The sequence below is a fragment of the Proteiniphilum acetatigenes DSM 18083 genome, assembly GCF_000380985.1.
In the GTDB taxonomy this organism is placed as follows: domain Bacteria; phylum Bacteroidota; class Bacteroidia; order Bacteroidales; family Dysgonomonadaceae; genus Proteiniphilum; species Proteiniphilum acetatigenes.
Map to the genome: position 1 here is coordinate 240,724 of NZ_KB905696.1, position 21,648 is coordinate 262,371.

13 protein-coding genes are annotated in these 21,648 nt (G+C 42.6%); 4 read left to right on the forward strand and 9 right to left on the reverse strand.

Annotation, left to right across the window (positions count from 1 at the left end):
- Positions 1–9: 9 nt before the first annotated feature.
- Together F597_RS0109380 and F597_RS20480 are read right to left on the reverse strand one after the other, a co-directional pair.
- On the reverse strand, positions 10–3,261 hold the full coding sequence (locus F597_RS0109380; protein ID WP_044060212.1) for a SusC/RagA family TonB-linked outer membrane protein: 3,252 nt from the start codon (positions 3,259–3,261) through the stop codon (positions 10–12).
- Between the two features lie 226 nt (positions 3,262–3,487).
- Positions 3,488–4,672 (reverse strand): FecR family protein, encoded by a 1,185-nt coding sequence (locus F597_RS20480; protein ID WP_019539479.1) that lies wholly within the window; start codon positions 4,670–4,672, stop codon positions 3,488–3,490.
- 343 nt (positions 4,673–5,015) lie between these two features.
- Here F597_RS20480 and F597_RS0109390 point away from each other — a divergent pair, with 343 nt between their 5' ends.
- Positions 5,016–5,585, forward strand: a complete 570-nt coding sequence (locus tag F597_RS0109390; protein ID WP_019539480.1) for an HdeD family acid-resistance protein — start codon at positions 5,016–5,018, stop codon at positions 5,583–5,585.
- A gap of 5 nt (positions 5,586–5,590) precedes the next feature.
- Here the strand turns inward: F597_RS0109390 and F597_RS0109395 are convergent, their stop codons facing one another.
- Entirely contained in the window at positions 5,591–6,139 is a 549-nt protein-coding gene (locus F597_RS0109395; protein ID WP_019539481.1) for an RNA polymerase sigma factor, read from the reverse strand.
- Between the two features lie 327 nt (positions 6,140–6,466).
- Here F597_RS0109395 and F597_RS0109400 point away from each other — a divergent pair, with 327 nt between their 5' ends.
- Positions 6,467–9,469, forward strand: coding sequence for a PD-(D/E)XK nuclease family protein (locus F597_RS0109400; RefSeq protein ID WP_019539482.1), 3,003 nt, complete (start codon positions 6,467–6,469; stop codon positions 9,467–9,469).
- Here F597_RS0109400 and F597_RS0109405 read toward each other — a convergent pair.
- From F597_RS0109405 to F597_RS0109415, 3 genes are all read right to left on the reverse strand, one after another.
- Positions 9,447–10,109 carry an HAD family hydrolase gene (locus F597_RS0109405; RefSeq protein ID WP_019539483.1) on the reverse strand — a complete coding sequence of 221 codons (663 nt, stop codon included), beginning with the start codon at positions 10,107–10,109 and terminating at the stop codon, positions 9,447–9,449. The genes F597_RS0109400 and F597_RS0109405 overlap by 23 nt on opposite strands.
- Positions 10,110–10,186: 77 nt before the next feature.
- The gene (locus F597_RS20485; RefSeq protein ID WP_019539484.1) at positions 10,187–11,002 is read right to left on the reverse strand and encodes a copper resistance protein NlpE N-terminal domain-containing protein; all 816 of its coding nucleotides are present in this window, start codon (positions 11,000–11,002) and stop codon (positions 10,187–10,189) included.
- Between the two features lie 90 nt (positions 11,003–11,092).
- Positions 11,093–13,603 (reverse strand): YfhO family protein, encoded by a 2,511-nt coding sequence (locus F597_RS0109415; protein WP_019539485.1) that lies wholly within the window; start codon positions 13,601–13,603, stop codon positions 11,093–11,095.
- Positions 13,604–14,081: 478 nt separating this feature from the next.
- On the opposite strand from F597_RS0109415, the gene F597_RS0109420 reads away from it, so the two are divergent.
- Positions 14,082–15,014, forward strand: coding sequence for a manganese catalase family protein (locus F597_RS0109420; RefSeq protein WP_019539486.1), 933 nt, complete (start codon positions 14,082–14,084; stop codon positions 15,012–15,014).
- 187 nt (positions 15,015–15,201) lie between these two features.
- On the opposite strand, the gene F597_RS0109425 is transcribed toward F597_RS0109420, so the two are convergent.
- From F597_RS0109425 to F597_RS0109435, 3 genes are all read right to left on the reverse strand, one after another.
- A complete protein-coding gene (locus F597_RS0109425) occupies positions 15,202–15,741 on the reverse strand; it encodes a hypothetical protein (protein WP_019539487.1) in 540 nt (179 codons plus the stop codon).
- A 114-nt stretch (positions 15,742–15,855) separates the two neighbouring features.
- Positions 15,856–17,898, reverse strand: a complete 2,043-nt coding sequence (gene metG / locus F597_RS0109430) for a methionine--tRNA ligase (protein ID WP_019539488.1) — start codon at positions 17,896–17,898, stop codon at positions 15,856–15,858.
- A 320-nt stretch (positions 17,899–18,218) separates the two neighbouring features.
- Positions 18,219–19,925, reverse strand: coding sequence for an alanine/glycine:cation symporter family protein (locus F597_RS0109435; protein ID WP_019539489.1), 1,707 nt, complete (start codon positions 19,923–19,925; stop codon positions 18,219–18,221).
- Positions 19,926–20,206: 281 nt separating this feature from the next.
- Between F597_RS0109435 and F597_RS0109440 the strand changes: the two genes are divergently transcribed.
- Positions 20,207–21,580, forward strand: a complete 1,374-nt coding sequence (locus F597_RS0109440; protein ID WP_019539490.1) for a Gfo/Idh/MocA family protein — start codon at positions 20,207–20,209, stop codon at positions 21,578–21,580.
- The last annotated feature ends 68 nt before the right edge of the window (positions 21,581–21,648 follow it).

A 21,648-nucleotide genomic window follows, 5' to 3' on the forward strand; every position in this document is an offset into this window, starting at 1 on the left:
ACTTTCAGTTTAAAATTTGAGTGAAACACCAAATGTATAAGTACGAGCCATCGGGTAACGATTTTTATCATCTACACCCGGGTCAAGTCCCAAAATTCTGACTTCCGGGTCAATTCCCGAATAACCGGTGATTGTAGCCAAATTGTTTACGGAACCATAAATACGGAGATTCTGAATCCATTTACTGTTAACATTAAAGGTATAGCCTAAAGTTACATTGTCGATTTTCCAATAATCCCCATCCTCTACATAGTAGCTTACATACTGTAACTCCTGGTCATAAGCTAACGGCCGTTTACCATATACATCTTCAAAAGCTTTTCTTAACACGTTTCCGCGTGACATCATTACCGGAGCGGCATACTGTAATGCCGGTATATTGAGTACCTGAAAATCAAATGCCCCACGCATGGTAATGCCCAGGTCGAAATTTTTGAAATGAATGGAGTTGTTCCAATTCAGATAGTATTTTGGTAGCCCGTTACCAATAATTTTTTTATCATTCGGCTGTTGTTGAGAAATAGGTTTGGGATTACCATCTTCGCCTTCAATGATCCAGTGACCGTCATCGTCAATATCAATGGTTTTATAACCATAAAAATTGCCGATAGGCTTACCTTCTTCCAACCTGTGTGTGGGTTGCTGTAAAGGTTCACCCGTACCACCGCGATCTTCCCATCCTTTCGATATGAACTTATCATCGGAAAGAGAAATCAGCTTATTGTTGTTTGTCGAAAAATTCAGATTAGTATCCCAACGGAGATCTTTAGACATTACCGGCGTTGCTCTTAAAGCAACCTCGATACCTCTGTTTTCCATTTTTCCTGCATTGGCATACATACTGTTGAAGATGTACGGGGGTGAAGGTACTTCATAAGCCCAAAGAAGGTCTTTTGTATAACGGTAGTAATAGTCAATACTACCTCCTAACCGCTCATTGAAGAACCCAAAATCGACACCTATATTGGTTTCTTCTTTCTTTTCCCAACGCAAATTGGGATTGGCGTTTTCGTTAGGCCTGATAGATTTGATCCAACTTCCATTATAATAGATATAATCATCAAAATTTAATGTATTCAATGAACGGTAAGGATCACCCGGTTCATTTCCTGTGATACCAAAACCCGCTCTCAACTTCAGTGTACTGAGCAGAGTATTGTTTTCCAAAAATCCTTCGCCTAGAATATTCCATGCTCCTGATACAGATGGAAAAGTTCCCCATTTATGGTTAGCCCCAAACTTTGTCGATCCTTCATAACGGACAGAAGCTGCAAATATATATTTCCCTTTATAGTTATAATTGATACGTCCGAAATAACTGATCAACTTATTTTCACTCTGCTCAGAATTCATATTCGCACGTCCATCCCGCAATGCTTGTCCATTCTGCATGGCGTTATAAGTATAATCATCTGAAGGATATATCCAGTTTTGCATCCAATAGTTCTGATAATTACGTTTCAACCAAGTGTAACCTCCCAATAAGGTTAAATTATGGTCCCGGGCAATTGTTGTATTGTATTGTGCCGTTAGTTCGGATTGGTCATTGATTGTACGTGTAGTACCCCTGGATGAGAAACCATTTCGATTATCTTTTACAGTAGAGAGGTGTTTCTGGGTTTCGTAATAGCCACGTACCTGATTATAGGCAACACGGGAAACAAGATACTTTATTTCAAGCCCGGTTATCGGTATAAGACTGATGGCAGAATGCATACGTAAGGTGGTTGCCTGGTTTTTACCTTCGGTTTCATAGAGTAAAGCCAATGGATTGGAATAATCTGTTTTGGATGGACTTTGGAACCAATTGCCATTCTCATCCTTAATAGGATCTGCCGGGCTAAAGTTCAAAGCATTGCGATAGACAGCAGTATTAAAACTACCACCGTCTCCCCCCGAATGATATTCCTGCATGTATCCACTCAAGCCTCCGTTTATGCGCAGGATATCATCAAACATCCGATGGGTGATCTCAATCCGCGGATAGATCATTTTATTATCGGAACGTTTTATAATCCCTTCCAGTCCGCGATATTCAAAGCTTGCCGTATAGTTGGTATTACGGCTTCCTCCCCGCAAGCTGATATTATACACCTGAGAAATAGGTGTCTGCAGGATTTCATCCATCCAATCCGTGCGTCCACCATTATCCTGGGCACCCGGTACTCCTTTCGCCACTTTATCCATATATTCGTCGTAAGTCATAAAAGGAAGTTTCCGGGTAATCTGCTGGGTTGAAATGTAACTGTTTACATCTACCGTAGTTGGTATGTCTCCACGTATATTTTTTGTAGTAATGATGATTACACCGTTTGTCCCACGTGTGCCATAAATAGCTGCGGCAGAACCGTCTTTCAGTACATCGATCTGTTCGATTTCATCCGGAGAGATGGAGTTCAATTCACCCGGTACGCCGTCGATAATGATTAACGGGCTCATAGATGAAGTAAGTGTGGTTGTACCACGAAGAATAATCTGAGAGGTACTTGTCGGATCGGCGCTTGGGGAAACAATAGCTAAACCGGGAACTTGTCCACGAATCAACTGAGCGGCATCGGGAGCCGGAACTTTTACAAAGTCTTCAGACTTTACACTGGTTATTGCACTTGCCACTTCTCCTTTCCTCTGTGTGCCATACCCCACAACTACCAACTCTTCCAAAGCCTGGGTATCTTCCTGTAAAACGATCTCAAATAAAGATTTGTTGTCCGTATTAATATCCTGTGCTAAATAACCGATATAGGAGATTTGAAGTAGGGCATCGTTTTCAATATTCAGTGCGAAATTTCCGTTAATATCGGTAACGGTTCCGTTGGATGTCCCTTTTTCCACAATATTGGCACCTATTATTGGCTCGCCATTTTGGTCTATAATTTTTCCGGTAATTTGTTTCTTCTGTTGTTGGATGGTCAATTCGGAAACAATTTCGTCAATTTCTTTAGGAATAATCTTTGTATCATCACGATAAATAACCACTTGATTATCTAATATTCTGTATTTTAAACCCGTACTGGATAGAATATTATCCAGAATTTCGTTGATGTCCTGGGAATTGGCCGTAAGATCGACCTTTTTATTGATGATCTTTTTGGCATTTCCCGCAAAAATAAACCGGAAATCACTCTTCTTTTCAATCTCTTCACAAATCTCCTTGATGGAGGTGGATTTCAGATTGAGTGTCAGTTCAACTCCTTGTGAATAACCGGTAGCGGCTTGCGAAAAGAGGATGCCGAAAAACAGCAGGAATAAGGTTATTCTCATGATTTTTAGAGCATGTTTGAAATTATTGACAGGTTTTCCCCTTTCAATAGAATATTTATTCATATTTTTGTATGATTTTAATTATTGATATACAAGGTAATTAGAATTATCCTGTCGGACGGTATTCGCACTACCGTTCGACTTTTTTCTGCCGTTGGCAGATTCACTTTTAGTTTTTCACTTTTCACTTTATTCATCCATAGGCATATCTGTTTTTAATGGTTAGTTATTCTTTGTAGATATATATCAGTTTGTCTTCTCTTTTGTATTTTGTGGCGGAAATCAGTGTAAGGGCTGTCATCACATTGTCCAGATTGTCCGATAAGATGATCTTTCCGGTACATGTGAGTCCGTGGAGAGAAACATCTTCTCCATAGTTGAATGAAAAGTTGTAATATCTTTCTATCTGTTTGAGCGCTTCGGTTATAGGAGTATCTTCAAATATGAGATATCCCTCTTTCCAACTGACAAAGCTGCGGGCATCTACTTTTCGTTTCTCAAATGTGCCATCATTATTGAATGTTGCCTGTTCGTCGGGAGATAAAAGAATTTCTTCCCTGTTCGTCGTTTGCAAGCCAATACTCCCCTCTACAAGAACAACAGAGGAAGCAGATTCTGCGTAGGAAGATACATTGAATTTAGTACCGTACACTTTTACGTCATAACCGGATGTGTGCACATAAAACGATTTATTCTTATCAGAAGCTACCTCTATATACATTTCACCGGTGAGGAATACTTCGCGCCTCTCTCCTGAGAAGGCGGAAGGAAATTCCAGAGAAGAGCCGGAATTCAGCCATACTTGCGTTCCATCGGACAATACGATTTTCGATCTTTTCCCATAAGGCACGACCAGTTTATTCATTGTGTGTTGTTCAATGGAAATCTCCTCATCTTCTTCGTTTTCACTCCTTATCTGCGCAGTTTTATTGCCATCTAAATGGATATCCACATTATTTTGAAAAGAAGTAGTTCTATTGCCGGTAATAAACAAAATATCTTCCGATTCCAGTTCGCTCCCTACAATATAACCTGGCGAGGCAACCAGTTCGTCTCCGGATTGGCTCATCTCTTTTTGGATATATAGTATTGACAGGATCAATGCGGCAGCACATGCGGCGGCAATGTAGGCAAACCGGCGGATACTGCGTTTACGGTTATAGGCACCGAGCGATTGTTCCAGACGTTGGATCGCCTCCTTTTTCTTTTCCTGCGGCATCTTTAAAGACGATATGTTTATACTTTGGAAATGTTTTTCGGCTAGCAGGATATCAGCCTTCTCATCAGGATGTCGCTGTAGATATTCTTCCCAGTATCTGTTCAGTTCATCTGTAGGGAATAATTTCCATTCAATGAATTTCTCATCTTTCAGGAACCGAAGAAAGTAATTATTGTCTGTTTTTAATCGCATAGATACTCGTCGAAATTGTTCATCCCTGTTATGGGTTTATATATAATAAGACGAACATCAATTGAAAATATCATCACTTTTTTTAAGAAAAATTCGATTTCATCAGACTATTTCTCGCAACGGCATAATCCAAGTAAACTTGTCTTCTGCTCGTATTGCTTAACGAAATAGTTGATTTTATTTAGAATTTAACAATAAGAGTAATGGACGATTCTCGTGCCTGTCTTAGATCTGAATTAGTACTAATAAGGATTGATACAATCCCGGAAAGAATGATTTTTTAAACAAAAAAAATAGTATATTGTTAATTGATTATACAAGAACTAATTAATTAAAATAAATTATGGAAACATTTTTAAAAGAAGTTGAGAGTGGAATAAAGCATTGGTATCTTCCCCTGCTTGTGGGTATCGTTTTGGTTGCGGTCGGGATTTGGTGTATTGTTGCCCCCGCTGCATCTTATTTGGCGTTAGCCATTGTTTTTGCTGTAGGATTCTTTCTCAGTGGAGTTTTTGAAACTTTCTTCGCTATTGCGAATAGATCAGAAAAGTGGGGCTGGTCGTTGGCTATGGGAATTATGAGTATTATCGTCGGTTTTCTGATGATGGTCAATCCGGGCTTATCGGCAGTTACCCTCACATTTTATGTCGGTTTTATGCTGCTCTTTTATTCTGTGACCGGTATCGGTATCGCATTGGCTATAAAAGAATATTATGATGTTGATTGGAAAACATTGATGATTGTTGCTATTCTCGGAGTGATCCTGTCGTTGATCATGCTTTTCAATCCTGCCTTTGCCGGTATATCCATTGTGTTATGGACTGCTTTTACTTTCCTTACTATGGGATTTTATAGAATCTACATAGCTATTCGATTGAGGAAGATAAAACAGATATTTAAGGATATTGAATAGTAGGTTCATTTAACTACCAGTAGAAGCAGGGAGATCGTTAGCGACGATTCTTTCAGTTTGCTGATCGATTTACTTACCAGATTGCGGCAGGCGGCTACGGAGATCTGCATAATTTCTGCAATTTCTTCATAACCCTGTTCCTTGATATAACGCAGATAGACGATTTCCCGCTGACGGTCGGTCAGCCGGTTCAGTACGTTTTCTACCTTTCTGCAGATCTCTTCTGTGTCTTCTTTCATAATCAACTCATCCTCTATGGTTATATGTAGCTGAAAAGGAAGTCCTTCTGATACATCGTCCTGTCCGGTGAAAGGGGTGGTATTTTCCCTGTTGATCCGTTTTATATCTATCAGCCTGTTCCTTAATGACCTGAAAAGGTAAGATTTTAGGTTGTTTATTTCATTTAAAGAGGAGTGATGGGTACATAACTTGTAAAAAACATCGTGAATAGCATCCATGGCGGTTTGTTCATCAAAACCCAGATGCAGGGCATACGAATAGAGGGTATCCAGGTATTCATTGTAAGTAGAAGCTATATTTGAAAACTGAATCATTCTCTTTTTGGAGTTTCAATAATTGAATAATAGTTGGTGAATTCTCTTTCAGTACTCTTGTAAGCAGATTGTCAATAGGTGCCTATTAAGCAGTGTTTTATTACTAATAGTCCCTCCGTTACGAATAATTATTTGAAAAAAGACCTACAGTTGATCGAATGGATGTGCAAAATAATGAAAAAATAAAAGAATAATAAAATATATTCAAGGAAAACAAAAAAATAAATCTTTTCCGGTACAAAATAAATTGCTTAAATTTGTAGAAGAAAGGAGATTCATCTTATGGGTAATAACAAAGTAATAGCTACTATTGAGCAATAACCTTATATGACCCCATTCCTGTATAAAATAGCGGAAGTCTTTTATGCGCAATACGGCAATGAGCTGCATCGGCATACGTTTGTGTTTCCAAACCGCCGTGCCGGTTTCTTCTTCCAGAAGTATCTCGCAGAGATTGCCGGTAAGCCGCTTTTTTCTCCTTCTGTAATGACTATTCAGGAACTTTTCGCGTCCATGTCTTCATACCGGCTTGCTGACAAAATTGAAATGCTGGTGATGCTCTACGATCATTTTGGAAAGATCAGTGGTTCCGACGAGTCGTTTGATGACTTTCTCTACTGGGGGGAGATGTTGCTGAACGATTTTAATGATGTGGATAAGTATATGGCGGATGCTAAACAACTATTCCGCAATGTACATGATTTCAGGTCGATGGATGATGATCTGACCCATCTTACCGAAAAGCAGAAAGATGCCATCCGTCGTTTTTGGACTAATTTTATGCCGGTCGGGGAGAGCGAGACCAAGAAAAAGTTTCAGGAGACATGGCAGATATTGTATCAGCTCTACACCTCTTTCCGTACAGAACTACAACAAAAAGGACTTGCCTATGAAGGTATGATGTTCCGTGAGGTGGCGGAACGTGCTAAGGCCGGGGAGTTGGCTAATATGGACAATGGTGGTAATACGGTTGGAAAAGAACCTTTGAACTACATATTTGTAGGGTTGAATGCCCTTACGCCTGCAGAGACAGTATTGCTTGAACACTTGAAACACCGGGGAATTGCCGATTTCTACTGGGATTACGAATCACCACAGATCCAGGACAGTCAAAACCGGGCATCTTTATGGGTAAAAGAAAACCTGCGGAGGTTTCCTTCCCGGTTTATATTACACGATAGTGATAGAGCCAGCATTTCATCTCAATCTGTTGGCAGAAATTTTTCGGAAGATAGAAGCGGAGAGTCAGGAACGGTTAATTTAGAAGAGGCAGGTGAAAGAAATAAGCAAAGGGAGGCGAAAACAAGTATAGAAGTGATTGGTATCCCCTCCGGAGTAGGACAGGCGAAACATGTTGCGCAAATTCTTTCGCGATTGATTGAGTCTGGGAATATTCCCAATCCGGATGAGGCGATCAATACGGCCATAGTACTGCCGGATGAACGGCTTTTGTTACCGGTACTCTATTCCATTCCCGAAGAGATTGAAAAGATAAACGTCACTATGGGGTATGGGCTCTCTTATTCATCGATCTCGGCGCTGATGGAACATATTGCCGGTTTACAGCGTAATATACGGGAATCGGCCGGAGAAAAGATGTTTTATCACCGTAATGTGTTATCGATACTGAATCATCCGTTGGTGTATACATCAGCCAAAGAGGAGGTTGAAGCGCTAAAAACATATATCCTTACCAATAACCGGATTGTTGTGTCGGATTCGGAATTTCCGCAACATCCTCTGCTTCAACTGATATTTCGACCGCTAACTGCATGGCATGATATTTTTGAATATATAAAAAACATCCTCACCTTTATCTACAACACCCTTACAGATGAAAAACGGGTTAAGGAAGAGGCCGGAGACAGTACACGGCCGGTAGATCTGGAACGGGAGTTTATCGTACAGTATCATAAAACCGTGACCCGTTTGCAGGATAGGCTTCATACTGCGAGAAACATGTCGCTGGAAACCTGTTTCCGGCTGTTGAAAAAACTGGCACATTCCATCAGTGTGGCATTCAGCGGTGAACCGCTCTCGGGCTTGCAGGTGATGGGTGTGTTGGAAACACGTGTGATTGATTTCGAAAACCTGATTATCCTTTCGATGAATGAAGGCGTTTTTCCCTTGAAAGATCCGGTCAACTCTTTTATCCCGTTCACATTGCGGAAAGGATTCGGTCTTCCGGTATACGAACATCAGGACAGTACCTATGCATATCATTTTTATCGTATGATCAGCCGTGCGAAGAGGGTGTTTATGCTGTATGATACACGTACGGAAGAGATGCAGACGGGCGAAGTAAGCCGTTATTTTTATCAGTTGAAGTATCTTTATCCCGATTATTTCAATGTTTCGGAACGAGTGGTGGCTTACGATGTGGCTGCACCCGAAATCTTACCGGTATCGGTCACCAAAACGCCGGAAGTATTGCGGAAGTTGGATGCATTCAGAAAGGGAGGGGAGTTGTTTCTGTCGGCCTCGCTCATCAACAACTACATCAATTGTCCCCTGCAATTTTACTTTACAGCGGTGGAAGGTCTCTACGAAGAAGATGAAGTACGGGAGTCGGTAGAGTCTGACCTGTTCGGTTCGATCTTCCACAAGTTGATGGAGACGATCTATAGCCGTTATAAAGCCAAAACGGTTACGCCTGATGTGCTGACATCGATTGCGAAAGATGATGCTTTGCTGACGAAGCTGCTCGAAAAGGCATTTGCGGAGTATTATTTCAAACAGAAGGATGAACCCCGGCCGTTGCTGGGACAGCATTATCTGATCGGGGAGATTCTCCGGAGCTATGTTCAACAAACCCTGGAAACGGATAAGCAGTTTACACCCTTTGAATTTGTAGGGGCGGAATACCGTTTCCGTACATCATATCGTGTGAACGCTGAACTCTCGGTGAATTTCAAGGGGATTATAGACCGGATCGACAAAGTGGGGGATAGTTATCGTATCATCGACTATAAGACCGGAACGGGGATGACTGATTTCAAGCAGATCGCTGACCTGTTTGACGGATCAAAACCGAACCGACCATACCAGATCCTGCAGGTATTCGTGTACGCACTGTTTTACGCCCAGGAATATCCTGATGTGCGATTATCACCGGCCATTTATTACCTTCGTTCCATTTTTGGTGATCCATCACCGGCTGTCACCTGTAATAAACGTCCTATATCTGATATCTCGGTTTTTATGGACGAATTTCTGTTGTTATTCAACGATTGCCTTGAGGAGATTTTCAATCCCGAAATCCCGTTTACCCAAACAAGGAATACTAAAAACTGCCAATGGTGTGCTTTTAAGGATCTTTGTAATAGGTGAATGGGGGGAAATCGGAAAAATTACTGATCACCCAATCTGCTCCGGCATCCTTTAAGGTTGCAGCGTCAAATGAAGTTGTCAATCCGGCTACCCTGCATCCGGCCGCTTTTCCGGCGAGTATCCCATTGATGGAATCTTCAATAATGAGGGTCGATCTGTGATTAGCCCCTAAATTTTCCAACGCCAGAAGATAAGGCTCCGGATTTGGTTTATGTTTTTGGGTATCCTCCTCCGTGATGACAATATCGAAAAAAGAAGTCAGATTCAATAGTTTGTCCACTTTTTGCACTGTGAAAAGTGAGGAGGAGGTAACCAGTCCGGCCTGTAGTTTTATGGGTTTTACTTTTTGAATAAAATCAGTAAAACCTTCTACATACTTCAACTCTTTCAAAAGATCTTCAAAAAAGGCATTTTTCTCTTCCAGCAGCTCTTCCATGGAGTGAGTGTTGTCCATGTTTTCATATACATACCGAAAGAATGATTCATCCGATCTCCCCACATAACCGTTTAGAAACGATTGTGAATATTCGATACCATGCTGTTCCAAAGTGAGACCCATAGCCCGGAGGTGTAGTTTTTCCGAATCAATCACAACACCATCCATATCAAATAAAATTGTCTTTAACTCTAACTTCTGCATAATGAATGAACCACGACACAGATTATTTGTTCATTTACTTTTTTAATCTTCATGTAATGTATCCCGGTATTTCTTTCTTATTGCAGATAGACTGCCACAAACCTGGCCAGAGATGTTTCTCCTTTGTTGAGCGTTAGCGTATCGTTCCGGACAGTATAATTATCACTCGTCTCAAATACCTGAAGGTACTCCTGTTCGTAATCAATACCAATACAGGCCATCCTGGTGGTTACCAGAGGCGTGAAATGAATACCGTTGTCTTCTTCGGAAAAAGAATAACTTCCGCTCATGTTGTTGCATCCCGTATTACCTATTACCCGGTTATCTTCATTTTTCAGGATAAAATGGGCTTCCCTGATTTGACCTTCGGGAGCAAAAGTAATCCCTTTTCCGTTCAGTTCGATTAGTTTCCAGTATTTTTCGGTGATGACGTTATCCATATCTATTTTCCTGAAAATATAGATTTCCGGAGGTAAGCTGCTTTCAATCGGATTCCCTTCGATATCAAGTGCGATCAGTTGGTTTTCGCCCACCTTGAACCATCTGTCTGTATCGTTGGAAAGGGTGGCGCTGGTGAGTTTGATCCTGCTTCCTGCTTCATCCCATTCGAACCGGCCATTATCTGAAAACCGGTTGTCACCCTTTCCCAGATAGATCGAGACCATTTCATAGGTCAGGTCTTCGTTCAGGCGAATCTCTTCCTGTATTCCTTCACAATCGGCGCAAGGCAACATGCCTTTATATACTCCCGCCCAATCCAGTGAATTGCGGCTGTTGTGGGCGGGATCGGCGACTTCTGTCCCGGTTGTTTGAGTGTTGCTGCCACGTCTGCCTGTATTGCATGCACTAAGTGATACTATTACTATACATGCGAGAATAATACTTTTTTTCATAGTTTTGCTTGTATTAATTATTTGATTTTGAAATTACAGACTGGATTCCCGTTCCTCTTCCATCAATATCATGCGGGAATCCCCGAAAAATTATTGTTGATTTTTACGTTTTACTGTATTATACACAAGGAAGAGAGCCGTGAGTAACATGATGAGTAGCGCTGCATAGGCGATGCTGTCTGTCACCTTGATGCTTTGCGGATCGAAACGGAATTCGACTGTATGTTGTCCCGCCGGAATATGGAGTGCCCGCAGGGTGTAGTTGGCCCGCAGCATCTCTGCCGGCTGTCCGTCGATAGTAATCTGCCATCCCTTGGGATAATAAATTTCTGAGAACAAAGCCAGTTCATCTTTTTTTGCATCTACAGCGTAAGTCACAAAATCGGAATCGTAGTCGATCAACTGGATGGTTGACGCCGAATCGGCCGGTGTTGGTCGGAAGCCGGTGAGGATTGACTCATATTTTTTATCGGCTACTGCTTCTTTCCGGAGATCGATGGCTCCCAATGCGTCGATTTCGTCATCAGCATTCTCTACAAAACGTATATCATCTACAAACCATGCATTACCCATGGCATACGGATTTTCCAGAGGAATAGTGGCGCCATCCTGTGCCGGCATAACGATCCATTTGGCATTGAGCATGTTTAATACCTTGAATTGGTCGGCGTTCAACGAGTCCATTTCTCCTTGTGTCCGGATGATACCTTGCTGCAAATCCATCATCTCAGTGCCAAGATGTACATCTATCAGATCCTGATAGCGGCGCAGTTTTGCCGCATGGTATCCGCCGATCACTTTATGGTGATAAGGCGTAATACCGTCGTCAAAGGTATTGGTCGCCATATTCAGTACACGGTAATATTTGGTGGTATCCTGCAGGATATACTGATCGGTAGGTGATGGGGCAAATAACTGTTGTTGGTTGCTTTCCGGTACGAAATCACTATCGTTCAGGTAGCGTTTGTTCACTCCCCACATATCCACTAAACAAAGTAGTAAAATGGCTGCTACCGTCCATTCTGCTTTTATCTTTTTATTGATGAACATCCAGAGCAGAGCTCCTCCGATGGCAACAATAAAAAAGCTGCGCCAGGCATCTGCAGTGAAGATAGCAACACGCATATCGGTCAGGTTGGCAATTACCGCCTGAATATGCTCGGGCGGTAGTGATTGTAATGCCTGCATTTCTGATCCGGAGATAAAGGAAGAGAAGAAGAGTTTTGGTGCGACGGCAAATAATAATGCCATTCCACCGGTTACCCCAAGGCTGATATAGAGTTGTTTTATATTGTTTTTCAGTATTTCCGGCTTTTGAATCAGTTCCTTCACTGCCAGTACGGCCAAAAGTGGAATACAGAATTCGGCTACTACCAGGATAGAGGAGACTGCCCGGAATTTATTGTACATCGGTATCCAATCTATAAAAAGATTAGTCAAGCCCACAAAGTTTTTCCCCCATGAAAGAAGGATGGAAAAGAGCGTACCGGCCAACAGTGCCCATTTCAACGGGCCTTTTACGATAAAAAGTCCTAACACAAAGAGGGCCAGTACGAAGGCGCCTACATAGACAGGTCCCGCTGTCCATGGCTGTTCTCCCCAGTATTGTCCGATCTGTTGATAAAGTTGCTGATATTCCGGGCGTGCTTTGCTCATCGCCTTCTCATTTTCGGCAATTCGGGCGGCAGAGGTTCCACCTTTGGTATTGGGAACCAGTAATGTCCATGTTTCACTGATACCATAGCTCCAGGCAGTAATGTAATCACGTTCCAGTCCATTTCCGGTTTTATTCTCTTCTCCATGATGGGCTAATTCAGATTTCCCCCGCATGGTCTCTTTCGAGTATTCGTAGGTATGATAAAGGTTGCTCGTATTGGAGGCTATACCGATAATCCCGGCCACCAGCAGTACTGCGGTTGATCTCCCAAAACCGGGTAATTCTTTTTTTTGAATGGCTTCTACAAAAAAGGCTATTGCTATAAAAAGCATGACGAACAGGAAATAGTAGGTCATCTGAGGGTGGTTGGACGATACCTGAAAAGCGACGAAGAGCATGAAAATCAGTCCGCCCAAGAGGTATTTCTTTCGGTAGATATAGATCATCCCTGCTATAGTGGGTGGAATATACGCAAGCGTGACAAATTTCCATATATGTCCTGCTGCAATAAGGATGAAGAAGTAGGATGAGAAAGCCCAGATAACAGCTCCCAGTGCACTCAACAGAGGGGAGGCCTTCAATGCACGCATCAGGATATAAAACCCAAGCAGCATAATGAATACCAGACCGACATAATTCGGCAGAAAGAGCGAATAGGCCTTTTTAACAGCATCCTGTGGTTTGGATGAATCGTAAGTGGGGCTCATCTGATAGGAAGGCATTCCGCTGAACATGGAGAGATTCCATCTTGTACGTTTTCCATCGTGGCGTTCCATATAATCGCGCTGCTCCTGTCCCTGTCCGATGGCAGCCAGTGAGTCACTCTGGGCGATTACACGCCCCTCCATTACTGCTGGAGCAAAATAAATAAATGAGACCAGGATGAATCCCGCGATCACGATTAGATCGGGTAGGAGTTTTTTTAAAGATTCGGAATTTTTCATTTTGTTTACTGTTGGGATTATTCCATGCTGTTTCCTGACGAACTATTTCGTTTGTAACTAAACATATTGTTTACCAGCCGCGGTTACAAATTTACATGATTTTCTTTTGAAAACCGCAGAAACGGATGAAAATGGAAACAAGACCGTTCTTTTTTGTGGAATTCGCAACGGTAAAGTCAGAATCATTTTCCTAAGAGGATGCCGATGCACGTACTTTATTTGCAGCCGTGTGAGGATACCGGATAGAGGTTTAGTTATAGATTATATCTAAAATGAATAGATATTATAGTTTGTGTCTATTATTGTATATGCTTACATTTGTGGATATTTACTTATATTTATAGAATATAAGATGCGCCTCGGATAAGCTCAAGCAAGCTTGGCTTCTCTTTCGGCTTTCATTATGTTTGTGGATGATATGGTTGTATTCGGTTTTATCAAAAGAGTTATATTAATAACAATTTAAAAATTTAAAGTTATGTTTTTAAGAATTGATAAACTTCCGGTAGAGTTACCGGTATCCAAAGAAGTGGACCCCGTATCGGCCAGGAATTTGCAAGAATTGCTGGGTGGACGTTTTGGAGAAATGTCCACGTTAATGAATTATACTTATCAATCGTTTGCGTTCAGAGGCAAATCGAAAATACGCCCCTATTATGCTTTGATATCGAATATTGCAGCAGAGGAGGGAGGACATATAGAAATTGTTTCTGCGGCTATTAACTCCTGCCTGACAGGGCCAAGGAGGGAGTTCGATGACTCGGGAGATCCGGCAGATAGCCCATGGTCTGATTTACCCCCCGGTTCGTTAAGCAGTCATTTCATTGCTTCTGCCCAGACCGCTCTCCCGGTAGACTCAAGAGGTGTGGGATGGACAGGCGACTATGTGTTTTCATCAGGTAACCTGATCCTGGACCTGTTGCACAATTTTTTCCTGGAGAATGGCGCCAGAACCCAGAAATTACGTGTATATCAAATGACGACAAATCCTGCAGCTCGCCAAATGCTGGGATATTTGTTTGTTCGGGGTGGAGTACATGCCCTGGCCTATGCAAAAGCCCTTGAAACGTTGACAGGAGTGAACATGAGCAAAATGCTACCTATTCCGAATATTGGCAATACAGTATTCCCTGAAGCCAAAAAATTTATGGAACAAGGATTGCATCTAAAGCTTTATAAATTCTCCCCGAACGATTTTAAAGAATCTGAATTAGTGTGGAGCGGAGAAGCACCTGAAGTATATTGCGAAGGGATAGGAGACAGCCGGAAGCTGGAGTTTGTGGATGAACCTCCAACAGGATCTCCGCAACTGGATTTAGAAGGAATAGCTTCGGCTTTTTCTCCGAACTATGCTCCGGAGGAGATAATAGAAATTGCCAATATCCTTTATAAGAAATCAAAAGGATTATAATTTAAGCATTTTTGGTGAAATCGAAGCAAACATTCTTCCGATAAACGATGAGAGGGTGTGTCAAAAAGTCTCTTGACGCACCCTCTTGTATTTAAAATTATTTCACCCAATTATCCAGGCGCAAACCTTTGATGTTTTTAAAATAAGCGGTATCGTTTGTGATAAGTATCCTATTATAACCGTTCTTCTAAAATCGCTTTCCGATGGAGATACCTAACCGGGGATAAGCGCCGTCGTTGACAAAATCCCGTCCCGCTCCGAAATAGAATTCTCCTACCCAGTTATTGCGTGTAAGGTATTTCCATCCTAAGGCTAATCCCAATCCGGCGCCAAATTCAGATGTTGGGCTTCCGGCGCCGTCGTAATATTCTTTTTGAGATAACAGGGCTCCGTTGGCCTCAATGAAAAATCCGGCACCATACTTTTGTAAATTTTGGGAACTTCCTCCAAAAAACCAACGTGCATAAGGCATTAGTCCAAAACTCAAAGGATACTCGTCCTCATCAAGACTAATTCCCGCTGTTACCCCCAGGCTGAAGTCTTCGCTGAGGATCCGTTCGTATGAAACTTCGGGATACAGCCCGAAAATAGTAGTTCCGAGGTTTAATTTCACTTCGTTTTGTGGAATATCTCTCGATATTTTCCATCCCATCACCCGATGTGTCTTTTGGGAAAAAGCAGTAAAGCTGACCAGCAACGCGATAGCAAGAGTAAGTAGATGTTTCATATTTGATTATTTTATTTTTTAAAAGAACAATATCTTTTATAAAGATGCAAATACAGCAAAAAAGTTACCTGGTCTGCATTAAAATAACCAAATACGTAGTTAAAATAATCAAAATCATACTACCTGGCTACCCGGTTGTACATCTTTCGTAGGAGCGACTAAGGCGAGACTTCCGTCAGATTTTTCAGCCGAAAGGATCATCCCCTCGGAGAGTAGGCCTCTCATTTTTCTTGGTTCGAGATTGGCAATAAAGCACACCTGTTTACCGATCAATTCTTCAGGATTGGGATAGTAGGCAGCAATACCGGAGAGGATAGTCCGTTTTTTCAGCCCATCGTCGAGAAGGAACCGGAGAAGTTTATCTGTCTTGGGAACTTTTTCACATTCCAGCACCGTACCCACACGGATATCCAGCTTTTCAAATGTGTCGAACTGAATAGTTTCTTTTATTGGATTCGTCTTGTGTTCACTCGCCTCATTGGCTTTCTTTGTGTCAAGCAATTTCTGAACCTGTTTTTCAATTACCTCATCTTCTATTTTTTCGAACAGCAATGCAGAATTTCCCAATGTGTGTCCTTCCGGAAGCATATTGAAGTTGCCTAAATCGTTCCATTCCAGATTTTCGGTATTGATAAAAGTCTTGATCTTTGCCGATGAGAAAGGTAGGAACGGTTCAAAAACAATGGCGAGGTTGGCCGTGATCTGCAGTGCGATGTTAAGGATAGTGGCAGTCCGTTTCATATCGGTTTTGGCTATCTTCCACGGTTCAGAGTCCGCCAGGTATTTATTCCCGAGACGAGCGAGATTCATCGCTTCTTTTTGTGCTTCTCTGAAATGGTAATTATCGAGATTGTACTCAACAGCTGCCTTTACTTTTCCCGCTTCGGCAATCGTTTCACGATCATATTCGGTCAGTTCTCCCGGTACGGGCACTTTATTGTCGAAATACTTCTGTGTAAGTACTAATGCACGGTTTACAAAGTTACCCAGTACGGCTACCAGTTCATTATTGTTACGTGCCTGAAAATCTTTCCAGGTGAAATCGTTGTCTTTGGTTTCCGGGGCATTGGCAGTGAGTACGTAGCGGAGGACATCCTGTTTGCCGGGGAACTCTTCCAGATACTCATGCAACCATACCGCCCAGTTGCGTGAGGTAGAGATTTTGTCATTTTCAAGGTTGAGGAACTCATTGGCCGGTACGTTTTCCGGCAGAATGAAAGAACCTTCTGCTTTCAGCATGGCGGGGAAGACAATGCAGTGGAACACAATATTGTCTTTGCCGATGAAATGCACCAGTTTGGTCTCTTCATCTTTCCACCATTTTTCCCAGGTGTCGGGCAACAATTCTTTGGTGTTGGAGATATATCCGATGGGAGCGTCAAACCATACATAAAGCACTTTGCCCTCGGCTCCTTCCACAGGGACCGGTACGCCCCAGTCAAGGTCGCGGCTCACGGCACGTGGTTGTAATCCTAAGTCGAGCCACGATTTGCACTGGCCGTACACGTTTGTCTTCCATTCCTTATGATCCTCGAGAATCCATTGACGCAGCCATGCTTCATGTTTATCCAGAGGCAGGTACCAATGTTTGGTCTTTCGCATCACAGGCTTGCTGCCGCTAAGCGTTGATTTCGGGTCGATCAGATCCGAGGGACTGAGTGAAGTACCGCACTGTTCGCACTGGTCGCCGTAGGCTTTTGGGTTACCGCAGTGGGGACAGGTGCCGGTGATATAACGGTCGGCGAGAAACTGTCCGGCTTCTTCATCGTAATATTGCTCGCTCTCCTGCTCAGAGAATTCACCTTTGTCGTACAAGGTACGAAAAAAATCGGATGCTGTTTTCTTGTGGATATCCGATGTGGTACGTGAATAGATGTCGAATGTAATGCCAAACTCTTCGAACGATTTTTTGATCAGCGTATGGTAGCGATCCACGATATCCTGGGGAGTAACTCCCTCGTTACGGGCCTTGATGGTGATAGGAATTCCATGTTCGTCGGAACCGCCGATAAAAAGTGCCTCTTCCCCTTTCAGGCGCAGGTACCGGGCATAGATATCGGCAGGGACATACACTCCGGCCAGATGTCCGATATGTACCGGACCGTTCGCATACGGTAGTGCCGATGTAATGAGCGTGCGTTTAAATTGTTTTGACATATTCGAATTTCAAATTACGGACTGTGTGCTCATGCTTCGAAAAAACGTTTTCACATAGACAAACACCCCTTTCATTAGAGCCTGCAAATATAGTGAAAGCTGAGAGATAAGCCAAACTTGTTTGAGCTTATCCGAAGCGCATCCTATATTATGGAAATTTACATGATTTTTTTGAAACTTACTACAATCCTGTTTTTGGGTCTGATAAACAATTAATAGATTATAATTGCCAAATTACTAATTAGCAGTTATCAAATCATTAAATCATCAAATCATCACATTATTAAATTAATACATTGGCACATTCTCACATTGGCACATTAAATTTTTTCCCGGGGGTGTTCTTTCCTGAAATTGATCCAGTAATCTTTGATAGTCGATTTCACTTCCTTATGCAGAATAAGTAGTCCGATCAGGTTGGGAACCGTCATAAAGGCTATTGTGATCAACGACAAATTCCAGATAATAGTAGTATCGGTAAAGGAAGCAAGGAAAAATCCCAATACAAATATGACCCTGTAAACCACAACATATTTTGCACCGATCAGATAGGTAACGCTTCTGTCACCGTAGTAAGACCAGGCGATAGCAGTAGAGAAAGCAAACAGTAGCAATGCGATAGCCACAATATACTGTCCGGAGTTACCCAACACACTCTTCGAAAAAGCTGCTGCGGAAAGAGGCGCGCTATGAATAAGCGAGTGGCCTGTAAAAGTTAAACTGCCTGACCGCTCGGTTATCTTTCCGTTGGTGACCGGAATCTCTCCGGAGAATAGTTCTCCGCCTCTTCGTATTTCAATATTTTCGGCCAATGAACGTGCGTGAATGACGGAGATTTTATCCCGGATTTTGCCCTCTTCCACCTGCAGTATACCTGAAAAAAGGGCTACTTTTTCTTTATTGTTCAAGTGGTTTTTGAGATCTGTCAGATTTTCTTCGTTATGTTCATGATAATAATCTGCCAGGATTTCGATATCCGTCTGCTGGAACTGATTGAGCCGTTTCTCGTTCCATACTCCCGACGATAGGAGCACCATACCGGTGAGAAAACAGATGATAATGGTATCGATGAAAGGTTCCAGAATAGCAACCATTCCTTCTGAAACCGGTTCATGTGCTTTGGCTGCAGCATGGGCAATGGGGGCGGAACCCTGGCCGGCTTCGTTGGAGAACAGACCTCTGTTTACCCCATTATTAAAAGCAAAAGCGAATCCGGCTCCCAGAAATCCGCCTGCGGCAGCTGTCCCTGTAAAGACATCACGAAACATCGCACTGAAGGAAGGGATAATATTCTGATAGTTGGAAAAAATAACGGCGATAGCTCCTACGAAATAGATAATTGCCATAAAGGGAACCAGTTTTTCGGTTACCTGTGCAATCCGCTTGATGCCGCCAATAATGATTAATGCCAGTAAAACCGACAATACGGTACCGGTCACCATATGCTGTATGCCGAAAGTGGCAAACATGGCATTGGAGATGCTGTTGACCTGCGGCAGGTTGCCTGTTCCGAACGAAGACAAAATGGTGGCAATTGCAAAAAAGCCGCCTATCCAATATCCGGTTTTAATTTGCTTCCCGTTTTTCAGATTGATATTCAACCGCTTTTTCATATAATACATGGGCCCGCCGGCCACCATCCCTTTTTCGTCGAAATCCCGGTATTTATGAGACAAAGTCACTTCCACAAATTTAGTACACATCCCCAGTAATGCAGTCATCAGCATCCAGAACAATGCTGCCGGCCCTCCCAAATGGACAGCCAGCGCTACTCCGGCAATATTCCCGGTACCCACGGTTCCCGAAAGGGCGGTAGCCAACGCCTGAAAATGGGATGTGTCGCCTTTGTCTGTCTTTTTGTCGTATTTTCCTTTTACAATACGGATAGCATGTGAAAAATACCTGATTTGTGGAAACTTCAGATAGAATGTGAAAAAAACGCCTGTTCCCAAAAGTAGAAAAATAAACCAGTTATTTCCTGCAATGTATTGATGTATAAAGAGAAAGAATTCGTTGAGCTGTTGCATAAAACAGATTATTTGGTGGGTAATCGATGAACAGTTTACAAATATAGTTATTCATTTAAAAAATCAAACATTCACTTAAAAAAAGATTCCTGCGTCGTGTTTATATAAACTTTATTATCTTTGCTTTTACTTTGGTGTTATTTCTTTTCTATTGCAGTACCGAGGTGTTGACGTGAACATGATTGCCAACCCGATAATTTTCCGATGGATAGTTTGTACAGATCGAAACAGACCAAATATATCGAAACAGACCAAATATAAATTTTAAATAATACTTTATCATGGACAGACGAAATTTTTTAAAGAAATCCGCCATTTCAGCCACAGGGTTAAGTCTGGCACCGTTGATGGGAAGATCCTATTCTTCTGTTTTCGGTCAGTCCGCCCCCGGCAATAAAATTAAAGTAGGCCTGATTGGCTGCCGCAATCAGGGATGGAGTAATCTGAAAGCTTTTCTTCAGTATCCCGGAGTGGAGTGTATCTCCATGTGTGATGTGGATGATGAGTGGCTCTATCAACGAGCAGCCGATTTAGAGAAGTTGACCGGTAAAAAACCACCACAGTTGGTGAAGGACTGGCGAAGGGTGATCGATAACAAAGATGTGGATATGGTAATCATCGGAACCCCCGACCATTGGCACTGTCTCCAGTTAATTGCCGCCTGTGAAGCAGGTAAGGATGTGTATGTGGAAAAGCCGCTGGCTAATACTATCGAGGAGTGCGACCTGATGGTAAAAGCTACCGGAAAGTATAACCGTATCGTGCAGGTGGGACAGTGGCAACGCAGCGATCCGCATTGGGACGAAGCGGCTGCATACGTACAAAGTGGAGAATTGGGGCGTGTTAGAACTGTAAAAGTATGGGCATATCAGACCAGTAAGTGGACATTGCCGGTAGTTCCCGATTCGGCACCACCGGCCGGTGTGGATTATGACATGTGGTTAGGTCCGGCACCCAAGCGCACATTTAACCAGAACAGATTCCATTATAATTTTCGTTTCTTCTGGGATTATGCCGGTGGGTTGATGGCCGATTGGGGGGTGCATCTGCTCGATTATGCGATGAAAGGTATGAATGTGGGATTACCTTCGTATGTCTATGGTGCCGGAGGAAAGTATGGTTATCCGGATGATGCGATGGAAACACCCGACACGCTGATGGTAACTTATAAATATCCCGATTTCAATATTATGTGGGATCATGCCTGCGGAATAGGCGCCGGGATGTTCGGCCTGCGGGAAGGAGTTGCCTTTTTCGGTGAGAATGGTACGCTGATACTTACCCGTCAGGGGTGGGAAGTAGTGCCCGAGCAGGCTATCAATAGCCGTACATTTCCTTATTGTTATCCCTGCGATGATGAGAGGAAACCCAATACGCTCCGGATGGAAGCCGTGGAAAAAAGAACCGGTACGGGGAAAGGCCTCTACCTCCATGCGGGCAATATGCTTGATTGTATGCGCACGCGTGAATTACCCAATGCCGATATCGCCATTGGTGCTGAAGTGGCTAAACTGAGCCATATAGCCAATATCTCCTGTCGTGTGGGAACTGCACTGAACTGGGATAACAAAGCCGGAAAATTTACAGGGAATGACGAAGCCAACAGGTTAATCAAAGCCAATTACCGGGCTCCCTGGAAATTACCGAAAGTTTAATCATTTCTTAGCCTACTTGGGAAAGTTCAGTTAAATTAAAAAAATCGCTCCTAAAGTATAATCACTTT

Bases quoted from the DNA above. Each gene is read 5' to 3' on its own strand.
- F597_RS20485 (WP_019539484.1), bottom strand. From the start codon at position 11,002: ATGAAAAAAAGTATTATTCTCGCATGTATAGTAATAGTATCACTTAGT.
- F597_RS0109390 (WP_019539480.1), top strand. From the start codon at position 5,016: ATGGAAACATTTTTAAAAGAAGTTGAGAGTGGAATAAAGCATTGGTAT.
- F597_RS0109435 (WP_019539489.1), bottom strand. From the start codon at position 19,925: ATGCAACAGCTCAACGAATTCTTTCTCTTTATACATCAATACATTGCA.
- F597_RS0109415 (WP_019539485.1), bottom strand. From the start codon at position 13,603: ATGAAAAATTCCGAATCTTTAAAAAAACTCCTACCCGATCTAATCGTG.
- F597_RS0109425 (WP_019539487.1), bottom strand. From the start codon at position 15,741: ATGAAACATCTACTTACTCTTGCTATCGCGTTGCTGGTCAGCTTTACT.
- F597_RS0109420 (WP_019539486.1), top strand. From the start codon at position 14,082: ATGTTTTTAAGAATTGATAAACTTCCGGTAGAGTTACCGGTATCCAAA.
- F597_RS0109395 (WP_019539481.1), bottom strand. From the start codon at position 6,139: ATGATTCAGTTTTCAAATATAGCTTCTACTTACAATGAATACCTGGAT.
- F597_RS0109440 (WP_019539490.1), top strand. From the start codon at position 20,207: ATGGACAGACGAAATTTTTTAAAGAAATCCGCCATTTCAGCCACAGGG.
- metG (WP_019539488.1), bottom strand. From the start codon at position 17,898: ATGTCAAAACAATTTAAACGCACGCTCATTACATCGGCACTACCGTAT.
- F597_RS0109380 (WP_044060212.1), bottom strand. From the start codon at position 3,261: ATGAGAATAACCTTATTCCTGCTGTTTTTCGGCATCCTCTTTTCGCAA.
- F597_RS0109405 (WP_019539483.1), bottom strand. From the start codon at position 10,109: ATGCAGAAGTTAGAGTTAAAGACAATTTTATTTGATATGGATGGTGTT.
- F597_RS20480 (WP_019539479.1), bottom strand. From the start codon at position 4,672: ATGCGATTAAAAACAGACAATAATTACTTTCTTCGGTTCCTGAAAGAT.
- F597_RS0109400 (WP_019539482.1), top strand. From the start codon at position 6,467: ATGACCCCATTCCTGTATAAAATAGCGGAAGTCTTTTATGCGCAATAC.